The 24811-nt window shown below is 43.7% G+C and carries 23 protein-coding genes; 17 read left to right on the plus strand and 6 right to left on the minus strand.

What is annotated here, in order from left to right; all coding sequences use genetic code 11:
- Nucleotides 1-1172 (plus strand): GDSL-type esterase/lipase family protein (locus T497_RS17840; protein WP_242840033.1); only part of this gene is annotated, 1172 nt, incomplete at its 5' end.
- Between the two features lie 62 nt (nt 1173-1234).
- Here the strand turns inward: T497_RS17840 and T497_RS0115015 are convergent.
- From T497_RS0115015 to T497_RS0115040, 4 genes are all read right to left on the minus strand, one after another.
- Entirely contained in the window at nt 1235-1672 is a 438-nt protein-coding gene (locus T497_RS0115015) for a YaiI/YqxD family protein (protein ID WP_028516317.1), read from the minus strand.
- Nucleotides 1673-1733: 61 nt separating this feature from the next.
- Nucleotides 1734-2831, minus strand: a complete 1098-nt coding sequence (locus tag T497_RS0115020; protein ID WP_028516318.1) for a DUF5131 family protein — start codon at nt 2829-2831, stop codon at nt 1734-1736.
- Between the two features lie 112 nt (nt 2832-2943).
- The gene (locus T497_RS0115030; protein ID WP_028516319.1) at nt 2944-3660 is read right to left on the minus strand and encodes a recombinase family protein; all 717 of its coding nucleotides are present in this window, start codon (nt 3658-3660) and stop codon (nt 2944-2946) included.
- A gap of 636 nt (nt 3661-4296) precedes the next feature.
- A complete protein-coding gene (locus T497_RS0115040; protein ID WP_028516321.1) occupies nt 4297-5235 on the minus strand; it encodes a hypothetical protein in 939 nt (312 codons plus the stop codon).
- Nucleotides 5236-5456: 221 nt separating this feature from the next.
- On the opposite strand from T497_RS0115040, the gene T497_RS0115045 reads away from it, so the two are divergent.
- The 3 genes from T497_RS0115045 (at nt 5457) to T497_RS0115055 (ending at nt 8773) form a co-directional block, all read left to right on the plus strand.
- Nucleotides 5457-6023 carry an RNA polymerase sigma factor gene (locus tag T497_RS0115045; protein WP_028516322.1) on the plus strand — a complete coding sequence of 189 codons (567 nt, stop codon included), beginning with the start codon at nt 5457-5459 and terminating at the stop codon, nt 6021-6023.
- A 14-nt stretch (nt 6024-6037) separates the two neighbouring features.
- Nucleotides 6038-7462 carry a hypothetical protein gene (locus T497_RS0115050; RefSeq protein ID WP_028516323.1) on the plus strand — a complete coding sequence of 475 codons (1425 nt, stop codon included), beginning with the start codon at nt 6038-6040 and terminating at the stop codon, nt 7460-7462.
- A gap of 162 nt (nt 7463-7624) precedes the next feature.
- Nucleotides 7625-8773 (plus strand): leucine-rich repeat domain-containing protein, encoded by a 1149-nt coding sequence (locus tag T497_RS0115055; RefSeq protein ID WP_028516324.1) that lies wholly within the window; start codon nt 7625-7627, stop codon nt 8771-8773.
- Nucleotides 8774-9074: 301 nt separating this feature from the next.
- On the opposite strand, the gene T497_RS0115060 is transcribed toward T497_RS0115055, so the two are convergent.
- A complete protein-coding gene (locus T497_RS0115060; RefSeq protein ID WP_028516325.1) occupies nt 9075-10244 on the minus strand; it encodes a GGDEF domain-containing protein in 1170 nt (389 codons plus the stop codon).
- Nucleotides 10245-10589: 345 nt separating this feature from the next.
- Here T497_RS0115060 and T497_RS17845 point away from each other — a divergent pair, with 345 nt between their 5' ends.
- Nucleotides 10590-11000 carry a VanZ family protein gene (locus tag T497_RS17845; RefSeq protein WP_051530711.1) on the plus strand — a complete coding sequence of 137 codons (411 nt, stop codon included), beginning with the start codon at nt 10590-10592 and terminating at the stop codon, nt 10998-11000.
- Between the two features lie 42 nt (nt 11001-11042).
- Here T497_RS17845 and T497_RS0115070 read toward each other — a convergent pair whose 3' ends face one another.
- Nucleotides 11043-11387, minus strand: a complete 345-nt coding sequence (locus tag T497_RS0115070) for a hypothetical protein (RefSeq protein ID WP_028516326.1) — start codon at nt 11385-11387, stop codon at nt 11043-11045.
- Between the two features lie 777 nt (nt 11388-12164).
- Here T497_RS0115070 and T497_RS0115075 point away from each other — a divergent pair.
- Genes T497_RS0115075 through T497_RS17155 form a run of 12 tightly spaced genes read left to right on the plus strand, consistent with a single transcriptional unit; the run spans nt 12165 to nt 24754 of the window.
- Nucleotides 12165-13367 carry a DegT/DnrJ/EryC1/StrS family aminotransferase gene (locus T497_RS0115075; protein ID WP_028516327.1) on the plus strand — a complete coding sequence of 401 codons (1203 nt, stop codon included), beginning with the start codon at nt 12165-12167 and terminating at the stop codon, nt 13365-13367.
- Between the two features lie 32 nt (nt 13368-13399).
- Nucleotides 13400-14062, plus strand: coding sequence for a sugar transferase (locus tag T497_RS0115080; protein ID WP_196243058.1), 663 nt, complete (start codon nt 13400-13402; stop codon nt 14060-14062).
- Between the two features lie 11 nt (nt 14063-14073).
- Nucleotides 14074-14679: a GNAT family N-acetyltransferase gene (locus T497_RS0115085; protein WP_028516329.1), complete on the plus strand. Its 606-nt coding sequence runs from the start codon at nt 14074-14076 to the stop codon at nt 14677-14679.
- Between the two features lie 10 nt (nt 14680-14689).
- Nucleotides 14690-15814 carry a glycosyltransferase gene (locus T497_RS0115090; protein ID WP_037325401.1) on the plus strand — a complete coding sequence of 375 codons (1125 nt, stop codon included), beginning with the start codon at nt 14690-14692 and terminating at the stop codon, nt 15812-15814.
- Nucleotides 15815-15826: 12 nt separating this feature from the next.
- Nucleotides 15827-16984 carry a hypothetical protein gene (locus tag T497_RS0115095; protein ID WP_028516331.1) on the plus strand — a complete coding sequence of 386 codons (1158 nt, stop codon included), beginning with the start codon at nt 15827-15829 and terminating at the stop codon, nt 16982-16984.
- On the plus strand, nt 16977-17915 hold the full coding sequence (locus T497_RS17150) for a glycosyltransferase (RefSeq protein ID WP_080693413.1): 939 nt from the start codon (nt 16977-16979) through the stop codon (nt 17913-17915). Before T497_RS0115095 ends, T497_RS17150 begins: the two co-directional genes overlap by 8 nt.
- On the plus strand, nt 17912-19363 hold the full coding sequence (locus T497_RS0115105) for a lipopolysaccharide biosynthesis protein (protein ID WP_028516332.1): 1452 nt from the start codon (nt 17912-17914) through the stop codon (nt 19361-19363). The genes T497_RS17150 and T497_RS0115105 overlap by 4 nt, the downstream gene beginning before the upstream one ends.
- Nucleotides 19360-20577 carry an ATP-grasp domain-containing protein gene (locus T497_RS0115110; protein WP_028516333.1) on the plus strand — a complete coding sequence of 406 codons (1218 nt, stop codon included), beginning with the start codon at nt 19360-19362 and terminating at the stop codon, nt 20575-20577. The genes T497_RS0115105 and T497_RS0115110 overlap by 4 nt, the downstream gene beginning before the upstream one ends.
- Before the next feature lie 14 nt (nt 20578-20591).
- On the plus strand, nt 20592-21536 hold the full coding sequence (locus T497_RS0115115) for a DegT/DnrJ/EryC1/StrS aminotransferase family protein (RefSeq protein WP_028516334.1): 945 nt from the start codon (nt 20592-20594) through the stop codon (nt 21534-21536).
- Nucleotides 21529-22059, plus strand: coding sequence for a GNAT family N-acetyltransferase (locus T497_RS0115120; protein WP_028516335.1), 531 nt, complete (start codon nt 21529-21531; stop codon nt 22057-22059). The genes T497_RS0115115 and T497_RS0115120 overlap by 8 nt, the downstream gene beginning before the upstream one ends.
- Nucleotides 22052-23170 (plus strand): DegT/DnrJ/EryC1/StrS family aminotransferase, encoded by a 1119-nt coding sequence (locus T497_RS0115125; protein WP_028516336.1) that lies wholly within the window; start codon nt 22052-22054, stop codon nt 23168-23170. Before T497_RS0115120 ends, T497_RS0115125 begins: the two co-directional genes overlap by 8 nt.
- 51 nt (nt 23171-23221) lie before the next feature.
- Nucleotides 23222-24754, plus strand: coding sequence for a polysaccharide biosynthesis tyrosine autokinase (locus T497_RS17155; RefSeq protein WP_051530713.1), 1533 nt, complete (start codon nt 23222-23224; stop codon nt 24752-24754).
- Nucleotides 24755-24811 lie beyond the last annotated feature (57 nt).

Raw genomic sequence — 24811 nt, forward strand, 5'->3', positions numbered from 1 at the left:
GCGGTCAGCAGGGCGGCTTTGACATGAGCCAGTTCGGCGGCGGTCAGCAGGGCGGCTTTGATATGAGCCAGTTCGGCGGCGGTCAGCAGGGCGGCAACAATACTAATACTCAGCAGCCCAACACTAATACAAATACCAACACCAATACTACTACACAGAGTACTGGTACTATAAAAATAATGCCTATAGGCGACTCCATTACCTATGGTATGGGCGATACAGGCGGATACAGAAAGTTCCTCTACAACAGCCTTAAGAAAAAAGGCTACAGCGTAGATATGGTAGGTCCCGAAGGTACTAACAGCACCACCACAAACGGTCTGACCTATGATGACAACCACGCAGGCTACAGTGGATTCCAGATAAAGCAGCGTGCAAGCTGGGGCAACGACAGCAGCTTATATGAAAAGCTCAAGGAAAAGAATGCAGTTAAGCAGGCTCAGCCTGATATCGTTCTCCTTATCATCGGTACAAACGATATGAACGCTAACCGCTCAACAAGCGACTGTGAAAAGGATCTCCGCGATCTTCTGGACTATATCCTCGCTGATATGCCATCAGGCGGTATGCTCTTCCTCGGCACTATCCCTGAGCTCAGCGGCGGTATGTTCGGCGGCGGAGACAAGTCCTCTCAGATAGCAAGCTACAACGCAGCTATCAAGAAGGTAGCTGAAGAATACAAGAGCAGCGGCAAGCACGTTACTTTTGCAGACGTTCACGGCTGCCTCAACGGCGCAGCTGACCTCGGCGATGGAATCCATCCTAACGCTGAAGGCTATGAAAAGATAGGCAACCTCTTCTCAGGCCTTATCGACGAGTATGAAAAGGCTTCTGCACCAACAATTGCTACAACAACTACAGCTATCAAAACTACTACAACTACAAAAGCAATTACCACAACAGCAGCAACAACAACTACTACAGCTCCTGCACTCAAGGCAACAAAGGCAGGCGACGCAAACTGCGACGGCGAAGTAGATATGTCTGATGTAGTTCTTGTAATGCAGGCTCTTGCTAACCCTGATAAATTTGCCATAGGCGGCTCTGACGCAAAGGCTCTTACCCCACAGGGCGAGGTCAACGCAGACGTCGACAAGGCTTCCGAGGGACTTACACCAAGCGACGCATTAACTATCCAGAAGTTCCTTCTCGGCATGATAAAAAGCTTATAAGACATAATTTACCATTTACCGAAACAGAGCCATGACAACTTGTCATGGCTCTGTTTCTTTGTTTATTCTGTTTTCTCCAGCAATTCGCTCAGTGCTCTCTCAAAGTCAGTATCCTCCTGAGGTGTACGCTTGGAAAGTCCCTTTGTGCGTCCGCCGCTGCGGCGAATCTTTGCAGAGACTGCGCGAAATTCCAGCAGTCCCGAAATATTCTCCTCGGTGTAGCGTTTGCCGTCCTGATTAAGGACAACTGCTCTTTTGCTGAGGCACATCGCCGCAAGACCGTAGTCCTGAGTTATGGCGATATCCCCTGCTCCCACAAGGTTCACAAGGCGGAAATCAGCGCTGTCCGCCCCCTTGTCAACTATGATAGTCTCAGCGCCCTCACGCTGTATGGAATGGGCTGTGTCGCAGATTATGGTACATTCCAAGCCGTGTTTTTTTGCTGCTCGGACTGCGATATCCACTACAGGGCAGCCGTCAGCGTCTATAAATATCCTCATACCTGTCTCCTCTTTTCACATAACATAAAAGCAGCCCAAGGGCTGCTTTTATTTATCCTTATTACGAACAAGCTTTTAATTTATCCTTTTTAGCCAGATTGCAGCGGCGGATCTCCTTCGATTCAACTATCGGCTTAGGTCCCTGTTCAAGGAACTCATAGCCGCTTGCCGCTACTATCAGTCTGATATCGGGCTGCATTTTTACAGGAATGCCAAGCTCGGCGCACTTGTCAACGATATCCTTTATCCACTCGAATTTCAGCGGAGGATAACCCTCGCCGACCTCTCCGCCGATTATTACCCATGAATACTCCCTGCCAAAGGTCTTTACCAGCTCGTCAAGGTGAACAGGCTCTATGTATTCAAGCACCGGCTGATATACGACGCAGGCTGTGATAAGGTGATCCTTTGTCTTGTCGATGAGCTGGGTAATGCGGTCTGTATACTTGTTCTTATCAACGGTACAGGAGATAACAACGTTGCGTATATCTGTGTCCTTCGGGATATTTTTGAGGTTTATGCCGTTTGGACGCTTTGTTACCAGCTGGAATGTATCAACGCACTTGTTTTTTCTGCGCTTGAGGTTGTTTGCCGCGATTATCTGCTCTAAAACGTTTTCCTGCCACTCAGGTCTCCAACAGCCGAAATCCGACATATATGTAAGGAACCAGTCGATAGGACACTCGTTCTCCACGTTGAAAAGCTCGGGAACGTCATTGCCCTCATCGTCCTTTGTCATCTTATAGAAGCCGCGGAATACAGGCTTTCTATAATCATCAGTTATCTCAAAATGATCTACTACCTTTTTGGTAAAGCAGTATTTACAGCCTATAGGACAGCCAACAACAGGAGAATATACCTTTGTATTGAGGTTAGTATCGTAATTGATATCTCTGAAGATACGCTTCAGAGCAAGCTGATGACCGTCATAATAAGCGCGGAGCTTGCGTATCTGGTCAAGGAACTCCTTGTTGAGGTTCTTGTACTCTTCAAGCTCTTCCCTAACGGGATACATATCTATTTTCAGCTTCATAAAGTCAAAGTCGCTGAAATTGCATATAAGCGTATTCAAAAGCCTGTTTACGACTTCGGGTTTTTCAAGCATAGTGATAATGCCTGCTGACAGCGCGTCGGTGTAGTAGTCTTCAATTCTCAGCATAAAACATCTTCCCTCTCATTTTTCTTTAATTATTTTTTGAAGACGGCTTTTGAAAAAAATCATTGCTTTTTTTAATGCTGAGTCATAAAGTGTAAATTTTGAAAGATCCATATTAAGCCCCCCGTTCAATGTGTTCCCTTTTAAGTTCCCTTTTGTACTTATAGTACGTGTTATTAGAAAGCCCGATCAGTTTCATGCACTCCCTGTCGGAGAGCTCACCCTCAAAATCCTTGCTGAACTTGATTATAAGCGGTTTAACAGTCTTGCTTTTCTTTGTTTCATGAACAGCGCCCTTAACAGTACCGATCTGCTTGCCGTTGCTGCGTGCAGTTTCGATACCTTCACTGGTACGCCTGCTCAGCTCCTTTACCTGCTTTTCAGACTGAGCAAAGGCTTTGCAGATATCCTGTTCGATCTTATTCATAATAAAATGATCGACAGCTGACATAACGCCCTTTAAAAGGTTATTTGCAGCCTGTTCCTCGGCAGAAAAGGAAAGGGAGATGACTCCGTTCAATGCTTCCTTGTAGGACTCGGTATCCAGATAGCGTTCTCTGATAAAGACAAGCCGTATATTCTTACAGACCAGCTCCTTATACAGAACGAATGCCTCGGCAGCATCGATTCCCATTTTGCTTATGCTGTCAAATACGATAACATCGTTATTTTCAAGCCTTCGGAACAGCTTTTCCCATTCGGGGCGATTCAATGACGCTCCCGAAAACGTCTCTTTTATAATATCTGCTTCGGGAAAAGACTTTTTGATATTCCTTATCTGTCTCTCTATCGACTGTTTCTTCGTGGTGATACAACAATAGCCATATACCATATTTTTACCCTTCCATATTTAACGGTGCAACAGGAAATATTTTGGATCTTTCAAATTATAATGTATTAATGATAAGTTATTATTCAGATGATAGACATAAGAACAATCACAAGGCTTTTAAGCCTCTGACTATATCAAATATTAATAATTCGACAATAGACATAAATATTATACCACATTTTTTGCGGGAAGTCAATATTTTTGATAGAAACTGAAAAAACGTCATTTTTAATATAAAAAATCCCCTGTGAGCTTTTTTATCATATAACATCAATAAACGATAATAAAAATCGTTCCGAACAGACTTTTTCATAAAACCAAGCAAAAAAGCTCCTCTGTTTAACCATAGTGCTTATACAGAAGTTTTATGCTTATTATTGAGAGAACCCCTTTTGAAAAAGGGGCTTCTCTCAAACTCTCTCCCTAAAACTTTCAGTTTTATTTTTTCTCATATAGGGCTCGCTCTGTATTATTACAGGGCTTTTTTTATTTTAGGCGAGCCCTATATGAGAAAAAATCAGCTAAAAAAGTCTTTGGAAAGGGGTTCGGGGGAAAGCCTTTCTTCAGAAAGGTTTCCCCCCATAATTAACTATAAGCTTCTATATAAGTATTGCGGTTAAGCAAAGGAGCTTTTTATCATGTAAAGATAAGTGCGCCGCTCTCCTCCATCATGCCGAGGAGGAAATAACGAGCCTCCTCGCGGAGCTCGGGCTTAGCCATGTAGTACATATAGGTCTCGACCTTGTTAAGAGTGCTTGCAGTCCTGCCCTCTATCTTGAACTGCTCAAAGCCCATAGGAACGTACTTCTCCCATATAGCCTCGGGAGAGATATGAGTTTTCAGCTCCTTGATATCGAAAATGCTGCGCTTTGAGTAGGGACAGGCGCTGAAATGATTGGGATCGTATTTATCAAGGTCAAAAGGCACATTAGGGTATTTCTTTATGTGATTGCAGAAAGCTATCTGCTGCTGGCTTATGTCCTTGTAGTGCTGAAGCCTGCCCTGACATTCGGGCTGACAGCAGGCGTTCACCAGAAGCTCTATGTCCTTTTTACGCGGCATATCTTCAAGGATATCGAATTTATTGTTCAGGTCATAATCCGCAACGACAACGTGATAATCCTTTTCAAGCTCCGCCATGAGAGCTTCCTTCGAGTTAAGGCGCTTGCAGGTAGAGCTTGTAAGCTTGTACTGCGGGAACTCCTTACGGATATAATCTTCAAGTATGGGCGACGCCACGATGACTTCGTTCATGCCGTTGTTTGCAAGGTGGAGCATCATATTGCAGCGCTCGTCGCTGAGGTGCTTCTTTTCAAGCATTATATTCGTGAACGTAAAGCGAAGCGGTATACCGCGGTTATTGAACTCCCTGATGACTGCTTTCATGTAGTTCTTATCGGTGTTGCCGCCCTGAGACCTGCCGCCGTTCCAGAGACACGGCGGAAAGACTCCGTATACAGAGGCAATCTCCACGCCCTCGCGGAAGAAGTCGGGACGGTTTTTCAGCATTTCCGCAAAGAGCAGATTGAGCTTGAAGCTGCCCGAAAAATCGGGAAGATGAAAACGTACTCTCATAATTATTCTCCTGTTTTGATATTCCGAACTGATCTGTATTCTAATTATATCATCAAATACCAAAAATAGCAATACGCGCGGCAAAAAAGCTGCGCTCTCTGCATTGACAAAGGGAAAGATATGATATATGATAAAGAAAATGTGACACTCAGGCACACTCTCTTGAATGTTATTATTGAAAGCACGTTTTCCATGGAGCACTTTCAGAAAGGAGGAGATCTATGACGGGTAAAGAATACTCCAGACTATACCATAAATCACGTGACAAGGCATACGACGCACTGTTTGAAGAATACTGCAATTACGTTTACGCTATAGTTTACAACAGACTGAGAGGTATTGCTTCACGGGAGGACATTGAAGAATGCGTCAGCGACGTTTTTGCAGATGTTTTCTTCGGATATTCCGCCGAATCCGCCGTGAAAGAGGACATGAGAGGCTATATCGGCACTGTTGCAAAGCGCCGCGCTATAAACGCCTTTCACAGTCTCACCGCAAGGCAGAAGCACTTCTCGGGCAATGCCGACGAGGAGCTTGTCACTATAAGCTCCGATAAGGATATCGAAGCCGATTCCGACAGCGCCGAGACGAGAAGCATACTGCTGAGCAAGATAAATGAGCTGGGCGAGCCCGATTCAACGATCATACTCCAGAAATACTATTACGAGCGCTCCTCGGCTGAGATAGCGGAAATGCTGTCAATGAAATCCTCGGCTGTACGTATGAGAGCCGCAAGAGCTCTGGAAAAGCTGAGAAAAAAACTGGCAAACGTCGGTATCACACTGTAAAGGAGCTGAGTAATATGAAAGAAATGCGTGGTTTTGATATGCTGGATAATGCAGACGATAAGACAGTTGACCTTCTTTCGGAGGTACCTGTTCTTACAAAAGAAGAAAAAGAGAGGATGCTGGCTATGAGTAAGAAAAAGCTGGACACTATGAACAGAGAAAGCAATATAAACATAAGCAATGACGAAGTCGAAGTAAGCGGCGTTGAGCGCTACAAGCGCCCGAAATGGCAGATGTTCACATCTGCGGCAGCCTGCCTGCTCCTTTTGGGAGGTATCGCAGGCGGCACATATGCCATGAGCAGAAAGGGCGGAGCTCCCTCACAGCAGCTTACCGAGGCAGAAGCTACCACCGCAGATTCCCGGACAGAGCATGATATACTGCCTACAGATGCTGTTGAAATGAGCAATGAGGAGCTTCAAAGCATTGCAAAACAGCTTCTTGAAAACGCAGAAACACTGGACACTCTTGCAGGCGGTATACCTGTGGGATTTGAGTTCAAAAGTTCCGATCCAAAAGCTGTATTGATAGACGATATAAAGGGAGTCAGCTATAAGCAGATCGAAGGGATAGATTCACTTGACGAGATACGCACTTTACTGAATGATACCTTTGCAGAGCCAATTATACTTGAGTTTGAATACAAACTGTTCGATGGTGAAACTCCTGCCTTTATCGAAAGAGACGGAAATATACTCTTTACCGATAAGGTAACAGGTCACCGCTTCTATTTCGAGGGAGAGCCCGAGATAACAAGAAACGACGACGGCAATGGATTTTCTATGACAGTCAATAACAAGAGCAATTCGGGCAGCGGTCAGGTAAACTTCAAGGTAGCCAAGATCGACGGAAAATACAAGATAAACAACTATTCATGGTCTATGGGCTATGCAGCTTCAGAGGATAATCTTAATGAAAATGCTGATCCTATGGCTATTGCATATCAGGCTAAAATAGACTTTAATGACGTGTTTAAGGTTTGCGCTCGAATCGATGTCGAAGTTGATAAAAACGACTGTATGGCTGACGGATCTATTGAAAATATCTTCAATGCAGATGATGAAAACGCTCAGGAGCTCTTTGATGATTGGAAAACATACTACGTGGATTACTACAGAGTTACAGACGCACGCTTCAGTTCAATGGACGATGTAGTTGACTATGTCTCAGACCGTGTATACGGAGACTTCAGAGATATCCTGATAAACGACATAAAGGGCGGTTACTGCGCAAAAGGCGATCAGCTCTACTGCCTGCAAAACGGCACTATCGACGACATTAAGCCCTTTGAATTCACCTCAAAGACTAAGATAGCCGACAAAACAGACTCGTCAATGACTGTTGAGACCTCCTTTATTTTAAACGGCGAAGAAACTCCATTGTATATAGAGCTTTATCTCATAGACGGAAAATGGAAGATAGCAGATTACAAATTCTGACATTATAACGCAAAAGCTTCCGAAAGTATCAGCTTTCGGGAGCTTTTTGTCTCATTCAGCTATAATCAACAAAATATATTGACTATTGAGAAACAATATGATATAATACATATAATGAGAAGTGTTCGGGTTTTATTTTGGAACGAAAGAAGGTGGAGCAAAATGTATGTACAGGGCAAATGCTACAAATGCGGCGGATTTATGGCTGTGGACGGTTCAGAGGACGCTTCTGTATGCCCGTTCTGCGGCAAGCCCTTTATCGTGGAAAAGGCTATCCAAAACTTCAATGACACTGCACCGCATGACATAGACGTAGAAAAGGCATCTTATGATTACGACAGCGACTTCGTTGTAGAGAGAAGCGTGCTTATCCGCTACAACGGCTACACCAAAAAGGACGTAAGGATACCAGACGGTATCACGGTTATCGGAGAATCTGCCTTTCAGGGCATGAACAACATCGAATCCGTTTATATCCCCGACGGCGCCGAGCTTATCAGCGAGGGAGCTTTTTCGGGCTGCAAGAATTTGCAGGCTATCCACATTCCCGATAGTCTCATAACTATAGACAGAGAAGCCTTCAACGGCTGCATGAGACTGAAAAACATCAATTTCCCCGATAATCTCAAAAATATCGAAGCAGGCGCTTTTATAGGCTGCACAAGTCTCGAAGCCGTAACTCTTCCAAAAGAGCTTGAGATTCTTCCGTGGAGGATATTCGAGGACTGTACAGGTCTGAAATACGTTTTTATCCCGAAAAAAATCAAAACTATAGAGGACTACGCTTTTGCCGAGTGTACAAGTCTCGAAGAAGTAAAATTTGAAAGTCTCCACTATGACGACGGCACTTCTGAGGGAATTTTCAGAATAGGCATGAACGCATTCAAAAACTGCAAAAATCTCAGCAGCATAAATATCCCCGAAACAGTAAGGTTCATCGGCAATCAGGCTTTCAGAGGCTGTTCAAGTCTTAAAAAGCTGCTTATCCCAAAGAGCATCAAGGCTGTCTATCCCCTCGCCTTTGCGGACTGCACCAGCCTTGAACAGGTGACCTTTGAGGGCGATACTGAGCTTTACAAGGGCAGCAACCCTTATAAATACGAGAAAAATGCCGCTACCTTTTATAACTGTCCGAAGCTCCTGAATGTAAGCTACAGCAAGATCCAGCCGAATTACTGGGCGTTTCCTGCGTATACCAAGGCTCAGGAGCCTGCAAATATAGAAAACGGCAGGTGCAGATACTGCGGCGGAGAGTTCAAAGGTCTTTTCGACAAGGTCTGCTCTGTATGCAAGAACCCGAAGGACTACTAAGTAAAAGTACGATTCCTTAATCTTAGTCCTTATATAGAGTTTTATACTTATTATTGAGAGAACCCCTTTTGAAAAAGGGGCTTCTCTCAAACTCTCTCCCTAAAACTTTCGTTTTGTTTTTTCACAGATAGGGCGCTCCTGCATTTTGCAGGGCTTTTTTATTTATGGTGCGCCCTATCTGCGAAAAAACCAGATAAAAGTCTTTGGAAAGGGGTTCGGGGGAAACGCTTTCCTCAGAAAGGTTTCCCCCGATAAATAAATATAAACTTCTGTATAAGAATTATAGTTAGGAATCGTACTTTTACTTAGTATCCTCCGTCGGCTTTCTTCTGCCGTGGAATATCTCCTTCTGGATATACAGCTGTTCATCTGCCTGTGCTATCAGCTGTGCGGCGGTAATAGCTCCCGAGCGGCAGGTAGCGCAGCCCGTACAAACCGATATAGTTGGGATAAGGTCGGCGCATTTCTGGCGGAGAGCGTTCACCTCGTTCTGTATAGCCTCCTGAACATCTGCCTCATCGCTGACTATAAGCACAAATTCATCGCCGCCGTATCTGGCACAGAAGCCGTGAAGCTTATCCGAAACATTATGCAGAGCGTCCGCAACGAGCTGGAGCGTTTTGTCTCCAACTATATGACCGAATTTATCATTGACCTGCTTGAAGTCGTTGACGTCTATCATATGTATCCTGAACGGCTTTTCCTCCGTGGCGCCGTGTATCATGTCCTGCAAAAAGATCTCCATACGTCTGCGGTTGTTGAGTCCTGTTAAGGCGTCGGAGTATATCTCGCTGTTCTGTATCTCAAGGAACGCAAAATGTATTGGCAGGAAAATTCCAAGGGAAACGATAGGAGAAAGGGGCAGGATACCCTCCAATATCGCAGTTGCCGAGGGGATTATTATAAACAACAGGGGCAGACGGTATTCTTTTTTCAGCTTTACCTGCTTGTTTGAAAAGCTCTGCGCAAAGGAGTATATTCCGCTGCCGAAAAGCTGTATAAAAATAAAGATAATATGTACGATATAGCCGTCCGCAAACTGGAATATATCTTTTTCGTCGATATAGAAATAAAATCCATTAAAAACAGAAGCTATGGTGATCATGCAGTCTACGGCAGCAATAGCGTAGTGCATTCCCATAAGGAGCTTCATATTCTTTGATTTATTCTGGTCTATACGGTAGATAACGAATATGCACCAGCCTAAGGTCAGAAGCGTTACTGCAATAAGTCCCACAGTATTGGCAAGCTTATTCAGCGTAGTATTGAACGGCACAAGTCCGCCCTGTCCCAGCGCCCAGAAAATGTCGCTCATAAGGTAGATTATGAAAAACAGTGCCATTCCTCTGAAATGCCGCATTTGCAGGTCTGTACCAACGTTTTTGTTAGCCTTGACGATGATGCCGATAGAAAAGAATATGCAGAACATCTCCGTTACCACGTAAGAAATATAAATAGCAGAGCCATTCATCTGAATCCCCCCCTATAATTCAGAAATATATTATTAAAGAAATTTCGCAAACAGTTCTTCTTATAATATAATATCATATTAATGTATTGAAGATATTGTTTATTTTGTAAACAGTTGCAGCCGTTTTTGAGATTTGTAGCATTTTACAACAAAGTCTGCTTCTGATTGGTAAAAGTGTCCCATTAGCGAACGGCTCTAAATATCAGAAGCTTAATAATACTTTTCAATTCTGAATCCGAGCCTGTGTCCTTGACATTAACGCCGATACAGTGTATAATAGTCCTTGTTTGCAAAAATCGTCTTTTTTCGGGAGGAATAAATATAATCAAGAAAATACTGCTCATTTTGCTGAGGCTTCTGTCGCTGCCCTATGTGTATGGCGTCCTGTTCATAACGCTGATATGGAGAAAGCCCACATACACCCATAACTTCAAGCCGCCGTTCTGGGAAATAGCCCAGCTTATAGGCGGAAACAGGCAAATGCTTTTTGATATAATCGGGAATATACTTCTGCTTTTTCCGCTGGGATTCTTTCTGCCCATATGGTTCAGAAAGGCTGACAAGCCGAAAAAAGTCGTCCTTATATGCTTTTTTGTCTCGGTTGCCATCGAGATAACACAGCTTATCACCACACGTGGATATTTCGAGACAGACGACCTGCTCCACAACACTATCGGAGCTCTTATGGGAGCGCTTTTAGGCTGTTCCCTTGCAAAACAGCTATATACGGACAATAAAAAAACTCAGAAAAAATAAAACAGCTTCCTTATGCGAAACCGCAAAGGAAGCTGTATTTTTTTAGCCGTTAATGCTCATATATTCAAGATCATAGGTAACGCTTTCAATCTCGGATCCGGCTCTTTCAGATTCTTCCATATCCCTGAGAATAGCGTTTATCTCATCTTCCAGACTGTCATAATATGGCTTCAGGAAGAAGTTTGCAAGATTATCGGGTTCCTCAAAGCCGTTCTTGTTTATAAATTCCTGAACCTCTTCATCATTTGCAAAACACGGTACATTTACATTTTCTTCTTTATCAAAAATATCCTCAGGAAGAGAGGAAAGAGCTAAATAAATAGTCTTTTCAGGCAGAAATTTGCGGAGCTCAGCCAGAAAATTCCTTACATTGATATTATTGTTCATAGATATCACCTCAGCATAAAAAATTTGATAATTTCTATTTTGATCCATCATAAAAATATATAATGCAATATAAAATAGAATAAAGTGTAAAACCTGTGATAAAAATTACTGTCAGGAAAATTTCTCACATAATACCGTGCTTTAACTTTATATCGATATTATACCACTGCGCCTCGGAAAAATCAACAAAAACTATGCCAAATAAATAAAAAACCGCTTTTTTTACAATAAAAACGTACGCTGATTGTATAATGTGAATAATGCGGCGAAGCTATTTTTATTACATTCTGTAAAATCAAAACCATACATAATCTTTTGTATTATTTTGCCTATTTGCCGAACAAAACCGACTGACAACCGATATGCATAAAAAATCATATAAAAATAATATATGCCATACAAAGAAAAATAATTAAAACAAGTTACACAGCGCCAACTAATTGTTAAAAATACATGGTGGATAATATTAAATTCACAATTGTTGCAACGCTGTCACAATTATTGGTAGCATTCTGAAAGAAAGAAGCAATATTTGGTCATCTGAAAACTGCTCGTTTCGATAATTTGAATACTGTCAGCTATACCTCGAGTGTTATTTTTATGTAATATTACGAATAGACAAATTAAGGGTTGACATCCCCATATAAATATGATATAATAACTCGAAAAATACGAATCGTAACTAATTGTTTGGATTATACTAATAGTTATTGAATTTTGTTTTAGGATTAGATCAAACCAAGTGTCTGGATTTTATACTTTTTGGAGGGAATCATTATGAAAGTTTCATTTTCACCACCCGATATTTCGGTCCTCGAAATTCATGAGGTATGTGAAGCACTGAAATCAGGCTGGATAACCACAGGACCGATGACAAAGCGCTTTGAAAAGAACATTGCCGAAATGATCGGCGTCAACAAAGCCTGCTGCCTTAATTCACAGACCGCCTGTGCTGAAATGGCATTAAGACTTCTCGGCGTAGGCGAGGGCGACGAGGTCATCACAACTGCTTATACATACACTGCTACAGCTGCTGTTGTATGCCATGTTGGCGCAAAGCTTGTTCTTGTAGACACTATGCCAAACAGCTTCGAGATCAATTACGATCAGGTAGAAAAGGCTATCACAGAAAGGACCAAGGTCATCATTCCTGTTGACCTCGGCGGCGTACCATGCAACTATGCAAGACTTTTTCAGATAGTAGACAGCAAAAAGTCTCTGTTCAAGCCTAAGAACAAGATCCAAGAGGCTATCGGACGTGTTGTTATCAGCGCTGATACAGCTCATGCCTTCGGCGCAAAATGGCGCAATATGAATGTCGGCAATATCGCTGATTTCTCCAGCTTCAGCTTCCACGCTGTAAAAAACCTCACTACCGCAGAGGGCGGCGCTCTTACATGGCGTCCTATCGACGGTATCTCAGACGAGGAGATATATCATCAGCTCCAGCTTTTCAGCCTCCACGGTCAGAGCAAGGACGCACTTGCCAAGACTCAGCTGGGCGCTTGGGAGTATGATGTTGTCGGAACATGGTACAAGTGCAATATGACTGATGTAGCTGCTGCGATTGGACTCAAGCAGCTTGAGAGATATCCCCGTATGCTGGAGCTCAGACATCAGATAATCAATTACTACGATGAGGCTCTCAACGAGATAGGCATCGAGACTCTCCCACACTACACCAACGAGTACTCATCTTCGGGACACCTCTACATCACAAGAGTTCCGGGTATATCCTTAGAGGAGAGAAACGAGATAATCACACGCATGGCTGAGCAGGGCATTGCGACAAACGTACACTACAAGCCCCTTCCTATGCATACAGCATATAAGAATCTCGGCTTTGATATCGCTGATTATCCTAACGCTTACGAGCACTTCAAGAACGAGATAACACTTCCGCTTCACACCTGTCTTACCGGTGAAATGGAAAACTATGTAGTAAGCAATTATGTAAATATAGTAAAGGATTACCTTTGATACTGCGCCGCTGGGAAGATCTCCCTTCATTCATGAAAACGGAAGAGGTAAGACCGTATTGGGAGATATTATGGAAAAAACGCGGACATCTTGCAGTAAAGCGTGCATTTGATCTCATTACCGCACTTTTTCTGCTGATGATAACAGCGATACCGATGATAATTATCGCTGTACTGATAAAGCTGGATTCAAAGGGACCTGTGCTTTATCGTCAGGAAAGAATAACAACGTACGGAAAGCGCTTCCGCATACATAAATTCCGTACTATGGTACAGAATGCCGACAGAGTGGGTTCGGCTGTTACTGTAAGCAACGACAACAGAATAACCCGTGTCGGCTCAAAACTGCGCGGATTAAGACTTGACGAGCTTCCGCAGCTCATAGACGTGCTTCAGGGTACTATGAGCTTTGTGGGCACCCGTCCCGAAGCTTCAAAATATGTGAAAATGTACCGTCCCGAATTCAACGCTACACTTCTTATGCCCGCAGGCATAACAAGCGAGGCTTCTATCAGATACAAGGACGAATATAAGCTTTTAAGCGCTTCCGAGGACGTTGATAAAACATATATAGAGCAGGTGCTCCCCGGAAAAATGGTATGGAACCTTAATTCCATTGAACGTTTTTCATTTTTCCGCGAGCTTCTGACCATGGTCAGAACCGTTCTTGCTGTTTTAGGAAAAGAATATGATTGAGGAGTTGTCAGATGGTCACCATCAGAAAAATGTCTGCGTCAGAAGAAAAAAACATCAGAAAGCTGTCACGGCTCCATACCCGTGCATTTCCTGATTTCTTCCTCACACAGCTTGGTGTAGGATTTCTTGACGCTCTTTACAAGGGGTATCTGAACGACGAAAGGTCAGGCATAATAGTTGCCGAGGACAACGGCAGACTTGCAGGATTCATCGCTTATTCCTATGATTACCCGAATTTCTACAAGGGACTGATAAAGCATCATCTGCTTAGATTCGCTTTCTGCTCACTGGGAGCGGCTGTCAGACACCCTTCATTTATCAAAAGACTGCTGGGAGCCTTTAAAAAGAGCGATTCCGTAGTCAAAAAAGAAAAATACGTTGAGCTCGCGTCTATATGCGTTGAACCGAAAATAGGCAAACAGGGCATAGGCTCTAAGCTCATAGACCATCTCAAGGGTATGGTGGACTTTAACAATTACGCCTATATAAACCTTGAAACAGACGCAGAAAACAACGACGCTGTAAACAGATTCTATGTGAAAAACGGCTTTGAACTGGCAAGAAGTTATTTTTCTCCCGAGGGCAGAGAAATGAACGAATACAGATTCGGGGGCTAAGGGGGCTGAAATGTCAGTGAAAATGCTGTATATCCTTAATCTTGCGGAAAAAGTCAATAATTTCTCATATTCCGCAATGATAGCTGCACAAAAACTGGGTATCGAGTTCTCTATCGCAGGAAACTGGGGATATCCAAACGACGCAGCAAGAGAAGCCGATGAAAAAAAATACGGTATAAAGATCTATCAGGTCGATTTTATTCGCACTCCCTACGATCCTCGTAACTATAAGGCTTATCGTCAGATAAAAGCCATCATGGAGCGTGAAAAATTCGACCTGATACACTGTAATACGCCTATCGGCGGCATAATCGGAAGATTAGCCGCAAAAAAATGCGGAATAAAGACCGTTATCTATCAGGCACACGGCTTCCATTTCTACAAGGGCGCTCCTTTCGTGAACCGCGCTCTGTTCTATCCCGTAGAAAAGTTTTTAGCCAAGTACACCGATACTCTTGTAACTATAAATAAGGAAGACTTCGGTATAGCCAAGACCTTCAAGCTCAGGAACGGCGGCGAGGTACGCTATGTTCACGGCGTGGGCATCGACCTTTCTGCATATGACGGAGTTTCGGAACACAGAGCCGAAAAACGCAGAGAGCTTGGTCTCGGCGATGATGACATTGCTGTTATCTCAGTGGGCGAGCTCAACAAAAACAAGAACAATATAGTCATTGCACAGGCTATGGCAGAGGTAAACAACAAGAACCTCCATTATTTCCTGTGCGGCGTAGGTCAGGAGGAGGCTGCGATAAAAAGCTTTGCCGCCGAACACGGACTTACGGAGAATATACACTTTCTCGGCTACAGAAATGATGTCAAGGAGCTTCTGGCAGCCTGCGACATCTTCGTAATGCCCTCATTCAGAGAAGGTCTTTCACGCTCGCTTATGGAGGCTATGGCTTGCGGTCTGCCCTGTGTTGTATCGAAAATACGCGGCAACACCGACCTTGTGCCAAAGGGCGGCGGTCATCTCTGTGCACCGTCTTCTTCGGCTGAATTCGCCGAGGGATTAAAGGACTGCATTGCATCGGACAGAAAGGCTATGGGCACACTGAATATGCAGTCCGTAAAAAATTTCGATATCAGCATTGTAATTGCTGAATGGGAAAAGATCTACAAAGATGTTTTATAAGGAATTATTGTTATGACCAGAACGGATAACAAGGTATCATTCAGCTTATCTTCGATTTGCTTTCTGATATATTTTCTGTTAAAGCCGTTTTATCTTTTTGACAGCGGCACCTTGCAGCTGGGCGATTTCTTCCTGCTGCTTTCCTTTGCCTTTCTGGTATATGAAAGGAAAAAGGGACTCAGAAACGAGGATCAGATATTCGAGCTATTCCTCGTCTGTGTTTTTATCATTAATTTTATCTACTTTTTCATATTTCACGGCAGTGAATTCCTGAAATCCTGTCTGTATTACATATTCAACCTGATAGTCATACTGTGCTTCAGGCACTTTATGTATGACAGAAAATGGCTGAATGCTCTCGGAGTTGTTTGCAAATTCAACCTGCTGATACAGCTGGCGATATTCCTGCTCCACAGGGGCGCCTACTGGGAGGGCACATACAGATACATGGGAACCTATACCGATCCTAACCAGATGGGATTCGCGGTAGTTTCCACACTGGCGATACTCTTCCTGCTCAAGGACAAATGGAAATACCTGTACGTCCTTGTAGCGGCACTGCTTATAGTTCAGACCTCGTCGGGCGGTATGCTCATAACCCTCTGCCTGCTGGTAGGTCTCGACTCTATGATAATACTGAAAAAAGCTATGGATAACGGCGGTATATCCTATACATTATTATTTATTATAATACTCGGTATCGGAGCTGTTATCATTCTCATTATGGCAGATATCATCCATATCGACTGGGATCACTTCCGTATTTCAGATAAGCTCCAGAGCAATGATTCTGTGCTCCAGAGCTTTATCAATGACCGAGCGCTCAATGTCGCTCAGGAACACCCCGAGTACTTCCTTTTCGGATACGGCGAGGGCTTCTCCTTCCCGAGATACGGACACAGCGAAGAGCTCCATTCAACATGGATATCACTGTGCTATTATTACGGAGTTCTCCCCTTCTTTATTCTTCTTGCGTGGATATACTCCAATCTAAAGCATATAAAACTGGAAGTAGTGCCTGTGTACGTTGCCATATTCCTTGAGGCATTCACACTTGCAAACCACAGACAGGCTTCATTCTGGATGATAATCCTGCTTGCAAACGTATGCTGCCGAGACGACAGCGCTTATGAATATGAATCAGAAATTGAGGAGATAAAAAGTGCATAATTGTTTAGTGACGGTATTTTGTCTCGCATATAACCACGAGAAATATATCAGAACTACCTTTGAAGGCTTTGTTAAGCAAAAGACCACATTCAAATTCAAGGTCCTCGTACACGATGACGCTTCAACAGACAGTACTCCCGATATAATAAGAGAGTATATGGAAAAATATCCCGATATGTTTGAAGCCATAATGCAGGAGGAGAACAAATATCAGCAGGGCATAGATATCGAGGATAAATATATCCTGCCCAAAATCGACACCAAGTATGTAGCATCCTGCGAATGCGATGACTACTGGACTGATCCGAACAAGCTTCAGATGCAGGTCGAATACATGGAAAAACACCCCGATTGCTCTCTTTGTGTACATGACACGGAGAAGATATTTGAAAACGGCACATCTACAGGAAAAAGCTTCAATCCCTCACGCAAGGAACGGGATTACAACTTCAAGGATATCGCCCTTTCGGAGCCGTCGGCATATTTCCATTTCAGCTCGCTTATGTGGAGAAACGATACTTTCAGGGAGAAAAATCCTGCCTTTGAAATGAAAGGCATCGGAGATTATCCTATGGCGCTGTATTTTGCTTCAATAGGCTATATCCACTACATACCCAAGATAATGTCATGCTACAGACTGAATTCCATTGGCTCATGGTCATCTATGATGGATTCGGACAACAGCAAAAAGGTTATACAGCATAAGAACATCATCAAGGGCTTCCAGTCTATAGATGAATACACAAGGCATAAGTACTCACCTATTATCAAAAAGGCTATAAACCGTGAGGAAGCCAAGATAATGGTGCTTGAGAACAAATATGCGTTCCTGTTAGCTTCGCCGCGCTGCTTCGCCGCTTTTTGCAGAACTATGACTCATAAAACAGTCAGAAAGCTGAACGATAAGATACAGGCGGTGCGCGGAAAATGAAGAGAGATACAGTAGTAACCAACCTTTTCTGGAGACTGGGAGAACGCTTCGGCGCAAAAATGGTACAATTCCTTGTACAGATGATACTTGCGAAAATGCTTGCGCCTGAAATATGGGGAACTATCGGTCTTATCCTCATATTCATCGAGATATTGCAGGTATTCATCGAAAGCGGACTCGGAAATGCTCTCATTCAGAAAAAAGGCGCAGACGACCTTGACTTTTCCACCGTATTTTACTTCAACTGCGTGATATGCGGTGCGGCATATCTGCTGATGTTCTTCGCAGCGCCGCTGATAGCATGGTTTTATAAAGCTCCCGAGCTTACATCTGCTATCAGGGTAATGAGCCTTGTGCTTGTTGTTTCGGGACTGAAAAACGTTCAGCAGGCATATGTCAGCAAAAATATGCTGTTCAAGCGCTTCTTCTTTGCAACGCTTATCGGTACTTTGACCGCCGCTGTAATAGGAATCGCAATGGCGTACTTCGGCTTCGGACTATGGGCTATCATCGCTCAGAACCTCATAAACGTGACCATTGATACCTGTATCCTCTGGATAACGGTAAAATGGCGTCCGAAAAAAGCCTTTTCATTCCAGCGCCTGAAGCAGCTCTACTCCTTCGGCTGGAAGCTCTTCGCTTCATCACTTATGGAGGTCATCTACCTTAAACTGAGAGGTCTTATAATAGGAAGAAAATACTCCAAGGAGGACCTTGCGTATTATACCTACGGCGAGTACTTCCCTCAGTTTATAACGAGTATCCTCAATTCCTCCATAGACAGCGTACTGCTGCCGTCAATGTCAAGCGTTCAGGATTCGCGCGAAAATGTTAAAAATATGACAAGACGCGCCATAAAGATAGGTACCTACATACTCATGCCATTCATGGTGGGTATCATGGTTTGTGCAGGACCTGTAGTAAGGATAGTTCTGACAGAAGATTGGCTGCCGGTAATACCTTACCTCAGGATACTGTGTATCTCCTATGCTTTCATGCCCATACATACTGCAAATCTCAACGCTATAAAGGCTATCGGAAGAAGCGATACCTACTTAAAGCTTGAAATAATCAAGAAATTCGTGGACTTCGCTTCTATACTTGCAACAATGTTCATATCTGTAAAAGCTATGGTATATGGTGTACTTGTAGCGTCTATCATCAGTCAGGTCATCAACGCATGGCCTAACAAAAAACTGCTGAACTACAGCTACCTCGAACAGGTAGCGGATATGATACCACAGATAATCGCGTCAACTATAATGGGCGCTGTTATATACCTTATCAACCTTGTGGATATCCACTATCTGCTCATGCTGGCAATTCAGGTACCATTAGGCGTTATAGTATATATCATCTGCTCAAAGCTGATGCATATCGACAGCTTTGACTACCTGCTTGATGTAATAAAAAGTCTCTTAAACCGAAAGAAGGATAAAGAAATATGAAAAAACTTATGATACTGGGCGGATCGGCTTTCATACTCCCCGTCATAGAAAAGGCTCACCAGCTGGGCTGCTATGTTATTACCTGCGATTATCTTCCCGATAATATCGCTCATAAGTATTCCGACGAATACTGCAACGTAAGCGTTATCGACAAGGAGGCTGTTCTCGAGGCTGCTAAAAAGCACAATGTAGACGGCATCATCTCATTTGCCTGCGATCCCGGCGTTGCTTCGGCAGCTTACGCAGCAGACAAAATGGGACTCCCCTTCCAGGGGCCATATGAATCAGTAAAAATTCTTCAGGATAAGGGACTTTTCCGTAAATTCCTTACCGACAACGGCTTCAACTGCCCTCATTCAAAGAGCTACAGCGACAAGAATGCGCCTTTCAATGATATCGACTTCTTTGACTGGCCTGTTATCGTAAAGCCTGTTGACTCAGCAGGCAGCAAGGGCGTTACAAGAGTTGACGATCCTGCAAAGCTCCCCGAGGCTATCGAGATTGCTCTGGACTGCGGTCACAACGGACAGTTCATCATCGAGGACTTCATTACATTCAAGGGCTTCCACAGCGACGGAGACTTCTTTACAGTGGACGGAAAGATAGTATTCGGTCCATTTGCAGACCAGCTCTTCGACAAGCAGGCTGTTAATCCATACACACCTGCTATGCTGATATGGCCTGCTACAATGTCAGCCGATGACGACAAGGCGCTCCATGATGACCTCCAGAGACTTATGGATCTGCTCAATATGAAAACAGGTATCTATAACATCGAAGCCTGCGTAGGCGCAAACGGCAAGCCCTACATCATGGAGGTATCTCCCCGCGGAGGCGGCTGCCGAATCGCTGAGATACAGAATATGGCATACGGCGAAAATGCCGACCTTATCGAAAATGAGATAAGAAAGGCAGTAGGACTTCCTCTTACAAAGATAGAGGAGGGCAAGTGCGACGGTCACTGGGTACAGTTCGATATCCATTCCGATACAGACCGTGACCGTATCCTCAAGGCTATCACCATTGATCCCGAGATAGAAAAGAACAACGTAAAATACACTATGATAACTGCTAAGGCAGGCGATGTTGTAAAGCCATTCACAGGCGCTAACATGACTCTCGGCGACCTGTTCCTGAGATTTGATACCCGTGAGGAGCTTGACAAGGCTATGTCCGATCCGTCACAGTGGCTCAAAATCGAATATCAGGACTGAGCAAATGATAATATATGAAAGAGATAGGCGGATACATCGAGTTTGAGACCTTTTATTCGGATATGCTGTATGACGACGGCATTAAGCTGAACTGCGGCAGAAACGGCTTTGCATATCTTATCGAGAGCAGAAACATCAAAAAAGTACGCTTTCCGAAAATGATGTGCGATTCAAATGACAAGGTGCTCAGCAATTATGATTTGAATGTGAGATATTACTCCATAGGCAGTGACCTGAAAATGGAGGATATCACTTTAGATGAGGATGAATGGCTGTACGTGGTGAATTACTACGGTCAGCTCACAGACGAATATATCATGTCGCTGAAGAAAAAATACGACAGGATAATTCTTGACAATGCGCAGGCATATTTCCACAGACCTGTAAAGGGCATAGATACTGTCTATACCTGCCGAAAATTCTTCGGAGTCGCCGACGGAGCCATACTTTACACCGACGCAAAGCTTGACAGACAGCTCCCTGTTGACGAATCCTTCGGAAGAATGAATTTCCTTCTTGGCAGATTCGAGAGAACAGCCTCCGAGTTTTACGGTGAATATGCCGCAAACAACGATATGTTCTTCGACGAGCCTGTCAAAAGAATGTCACGGCTTACGGAGAATATCCTCCACGGGATAGACTACGGTCTTATCGAAAGGAAAAGAACGGAAAACTTCAGGACCTATCATGAGGCTTTCGCTTCCGTAAATAAGCTGGAGCTAAATATCCCTGCCGGAGCTTTCATGTATCCGCTGTATATCGAAAACGGCAAGGCTATAAGAAAAAAACTTCAGGATATGAAGATATATATCCCAACATTATGGCCTAATGTACTTGAAAACTGCACTAAATCAGATGCGGAATACGACATGGCAGAAAACATACTCCCTCTGCCCTGCGATCAGAGGTATTCACACAACGAAATCAAATATGTAATCGAGGCGATAAATAATGTATAAACTCCGCGAATTGGAAAGCAGGGATCTTGCCACAATAAACTCATGGAGAAACGATCCCGAGCTGATAAGTCATCTCGGCGCACCCTACAGATACATCAACCTGAGAGTTGACGAGGAATGGTTCGAGAATTATATGAAGTCACGCTCACGCAATGTAAGGTGCTCTATCGTTGATGAAAACGACGATGTGCTTTACGGTCTTATCAGTCTTACAAATATAGATCAGTTCAATCAGTGCGCCGAGCTTCACCTGATGATCGGCGATATCGCACAGCGCGGCAAGGGTATCGGCACCTTTGCTGTAAAGGAGCTTCTTCACCACGCATTTATAAATCTTAATCTTCACAGAATAGAGCTTGCTTGTCTGGCTTCAAACGCAGTTTCGGCAAAGCTGTATGAGAACTGCGGCTTCGTAAAGGAAGGCGTTAAGCGCAGAGCTGTGTTCAAGCAGGGCGAATATATAGATATGTATCTGTATTCTATTCTTAAAGAGGAATATATGGAGATAAAAGGAAATGAATGATAATATTTTAGTTACCAGATCCTCAATGCCCGATTTTGAGGAATACTGCAACGAGATAAAAGATATGTGGGACAGCCACTGGCTCACAAATATGGGCGAAAAGCATATGCAGCTCCAGAAAGAGCTTGAGGAAAGATTCGACGTTCCTCACGTTACACTTTATACCAACGGACACCTTGCTCTGGAAAATATAATCGCTGCTATGAACCTGCCAAAGGGCGGCGAGGTAATAACCACCCCCTTTACATTTGCTTCAACTACACACGCTATCGTAAGAAACGGACTTACTCCCGTATTCTGCGATATCAATGACACAGACTACACCATAAATACAGACCTTATCGAAAGGCTCATCACAGACAATACCTGTGCTATAGTTCCTGTTCATGTATACGGCAATCTCTGCGACGTTGAAAAGATACAGAAGATAGCCGACAAGTATGACCTCAAGGTAATATACGACGCCGCTCACGCTTTCGGAGTTACATATAAGGGCGAAAGCGCAGCCCGCTTCGGAAACGCGTCCATGTTCAGCTTCCACGCTACAAAGGTATTCAATACTATCGAGGGCGGTGCGCTCTGCTTCAAGGACGACAGTCTCGTTCAGAAGCTCAACGATATGAAGAACTTCGGCATACACGGTCCCGAGGACGTCGCATACATAGGCGGAAACGCCAAGATGAACGAGTTTCAGGCTGCTATGGGTATATGCAACCTGAGACACATCGACGAAGAGATAGAAAAGAGACGCAAGGTCACAGAGCTCTACAGAAGCCGCCTCGAAAACGTCAACGGTATAAAACTCTGCAAGCCTCAGCAGGACGTTAAGCCAAATTACGGATATTTCCCTGTTGTATTCGACGAAAAGCTCTTCGGTGCAACAAGAAACGAGGTATTCAAGGCTCTTGCTGAAAACGGCATAAATGCAAGAAAGTATTTCTACCCCATTTCCAATACATTTGAGTGCTTCCACGGAAAGTACGACGTAAACCAGACTCCCGTTGCTCTCCATGTCAGCAAGCGTGTGCTCACACTTCCGCTGTATGCTGACCTCAGCGAGGAGATAGTTGAAAAGATATGTGATATAATCCTCGGCTTGAGAAAAAGCTGATGAAATATCATTGAAGGCTGTAAAAATACACTTTTTAGAAAGGCTGAAACCATGAGGAATGATGAAAAAAACGTAATTGATTTTAAGGAGATTTTTTCTCTTATTTTCAGAAGATTATGGCTTATAATCCTTTTCGCCCTTTGCGGCGGTTTAATTGCTTTCTGCGTAACCAAGTATTTCATCACACCAAAGTACGAAGCACACCTTAACCTTTATGTTCAGAGCAGCGCTGCCATTGTCAAGAACGGCAGCTCTGCAAGCGATAAAGGAAACGACGTAAACAACCTGAAACAGCTCACAAATACTTATATCGAGGTCCTCAATGACGACCTCGTTATGCAGGATATGAGCAGCGAGCTTATAAAAAGATTCGGCGAGGACAGGATAAGACCTGTTTTCACTATCGACAAGGAACACAATATCCCTGCAAGCGAGCTCCGCAGCACTATCTTTATCGAGAGTGTTCCCGATACTCTCGTTCTCAAGCTCAAGGTAATAACCAAGGATCCTGAAGTATCCGTTGCTATCTGCAACTACTTCGCAGTATATTCCGACCAGTATCTCCAGAAGGCTATCGGAAACGAATGTATAGCTAAGTATATGACATGGGCAAAGTACAACGATGTCCCTGTTTCTCCTAATAAGGTAAAGAATACTGCTCTCGGTATGGTAGCAGGTATACTCATTTCACTGCTCCTTATATTCATTATGGACTTCTTTGACGATTCCGTAAGAAACGTAAATACTCTCAGCAACAGATATGGCACAGCCGTTATCGGTGAGGTCGGACACTTCAAGAACAAGTTCAGAAGCGGCGAAAAGAAAAGCCGATTTGTCAGCCTTTTCAACAAATACGTTCCATTTACTGTTGTTGAGAACTACAAGGCTATCCGTACAAGTATAATCTACTCCCTTTCATCTTACGACAAGAAGGTCATCTCCGTTTCATCGGCAGAGCCATTCGAGGGCAAATCCGTTACTGCTGCTAATATCGCAATCACCCTTGCACAGGGCGGAAACAAGGTGCTCCTTATCGACGCCGACCTGAGAAATCCTGTTCAGCATGAGATATTCCGCATCAGCGAGAAAAAAGGTCTTGCAAATGCTCTTACCAATATTTCCGACCTTGACAGATGCATAAAGAAGACCTTTATGGATAAGCTGGATATCCTTTCAGCAGGCGACGCTGTAGCTAATCCGTCAGAGCTGGTAGCTTCCGAGAATATGGATAAGCTCCTTGAAAAGCTTGAGGAAAAGTACACCTACATCATTATAGATACACCTGCCGTAAACTTCTTCACTGACGCAGTTGAAATCGCTAAGAAGGTCTCGGGCATGATAATGGTAGTAAGATACAAGGAAACATCGGCTGCCGATATCGACTCTGCAATGAGCAGAATCGAGTTCTTCGAGGCAAATATGCTTGGATTCATCATCAACGATATGAAGACCAACAAGAAGTACAATAAGTTCGTTGCTCCGAACAGAAGTATCCTGCCTGCTCCGAAGATGACAGACGCTCAGATACAGAACAAAAACGTCAATAAAAACAGAAATACAGGCAGCAGTAAACCTAAGAGATAATAAAAATCAGCGATACACATTAACCGCAATAATTATATAGAAGCTTATATTTATTTA

The sequence above is a fragment of the Ruminococcus flavefaciens MA2007 genome (genome assembly GCF_000621845.1).
Lineage (GTDB): Bacteria > Bacillota > Clostridia > Oscillospirales > Ruminococcaceae > Ruminococcus > Ruminococcus flavefaciens_E.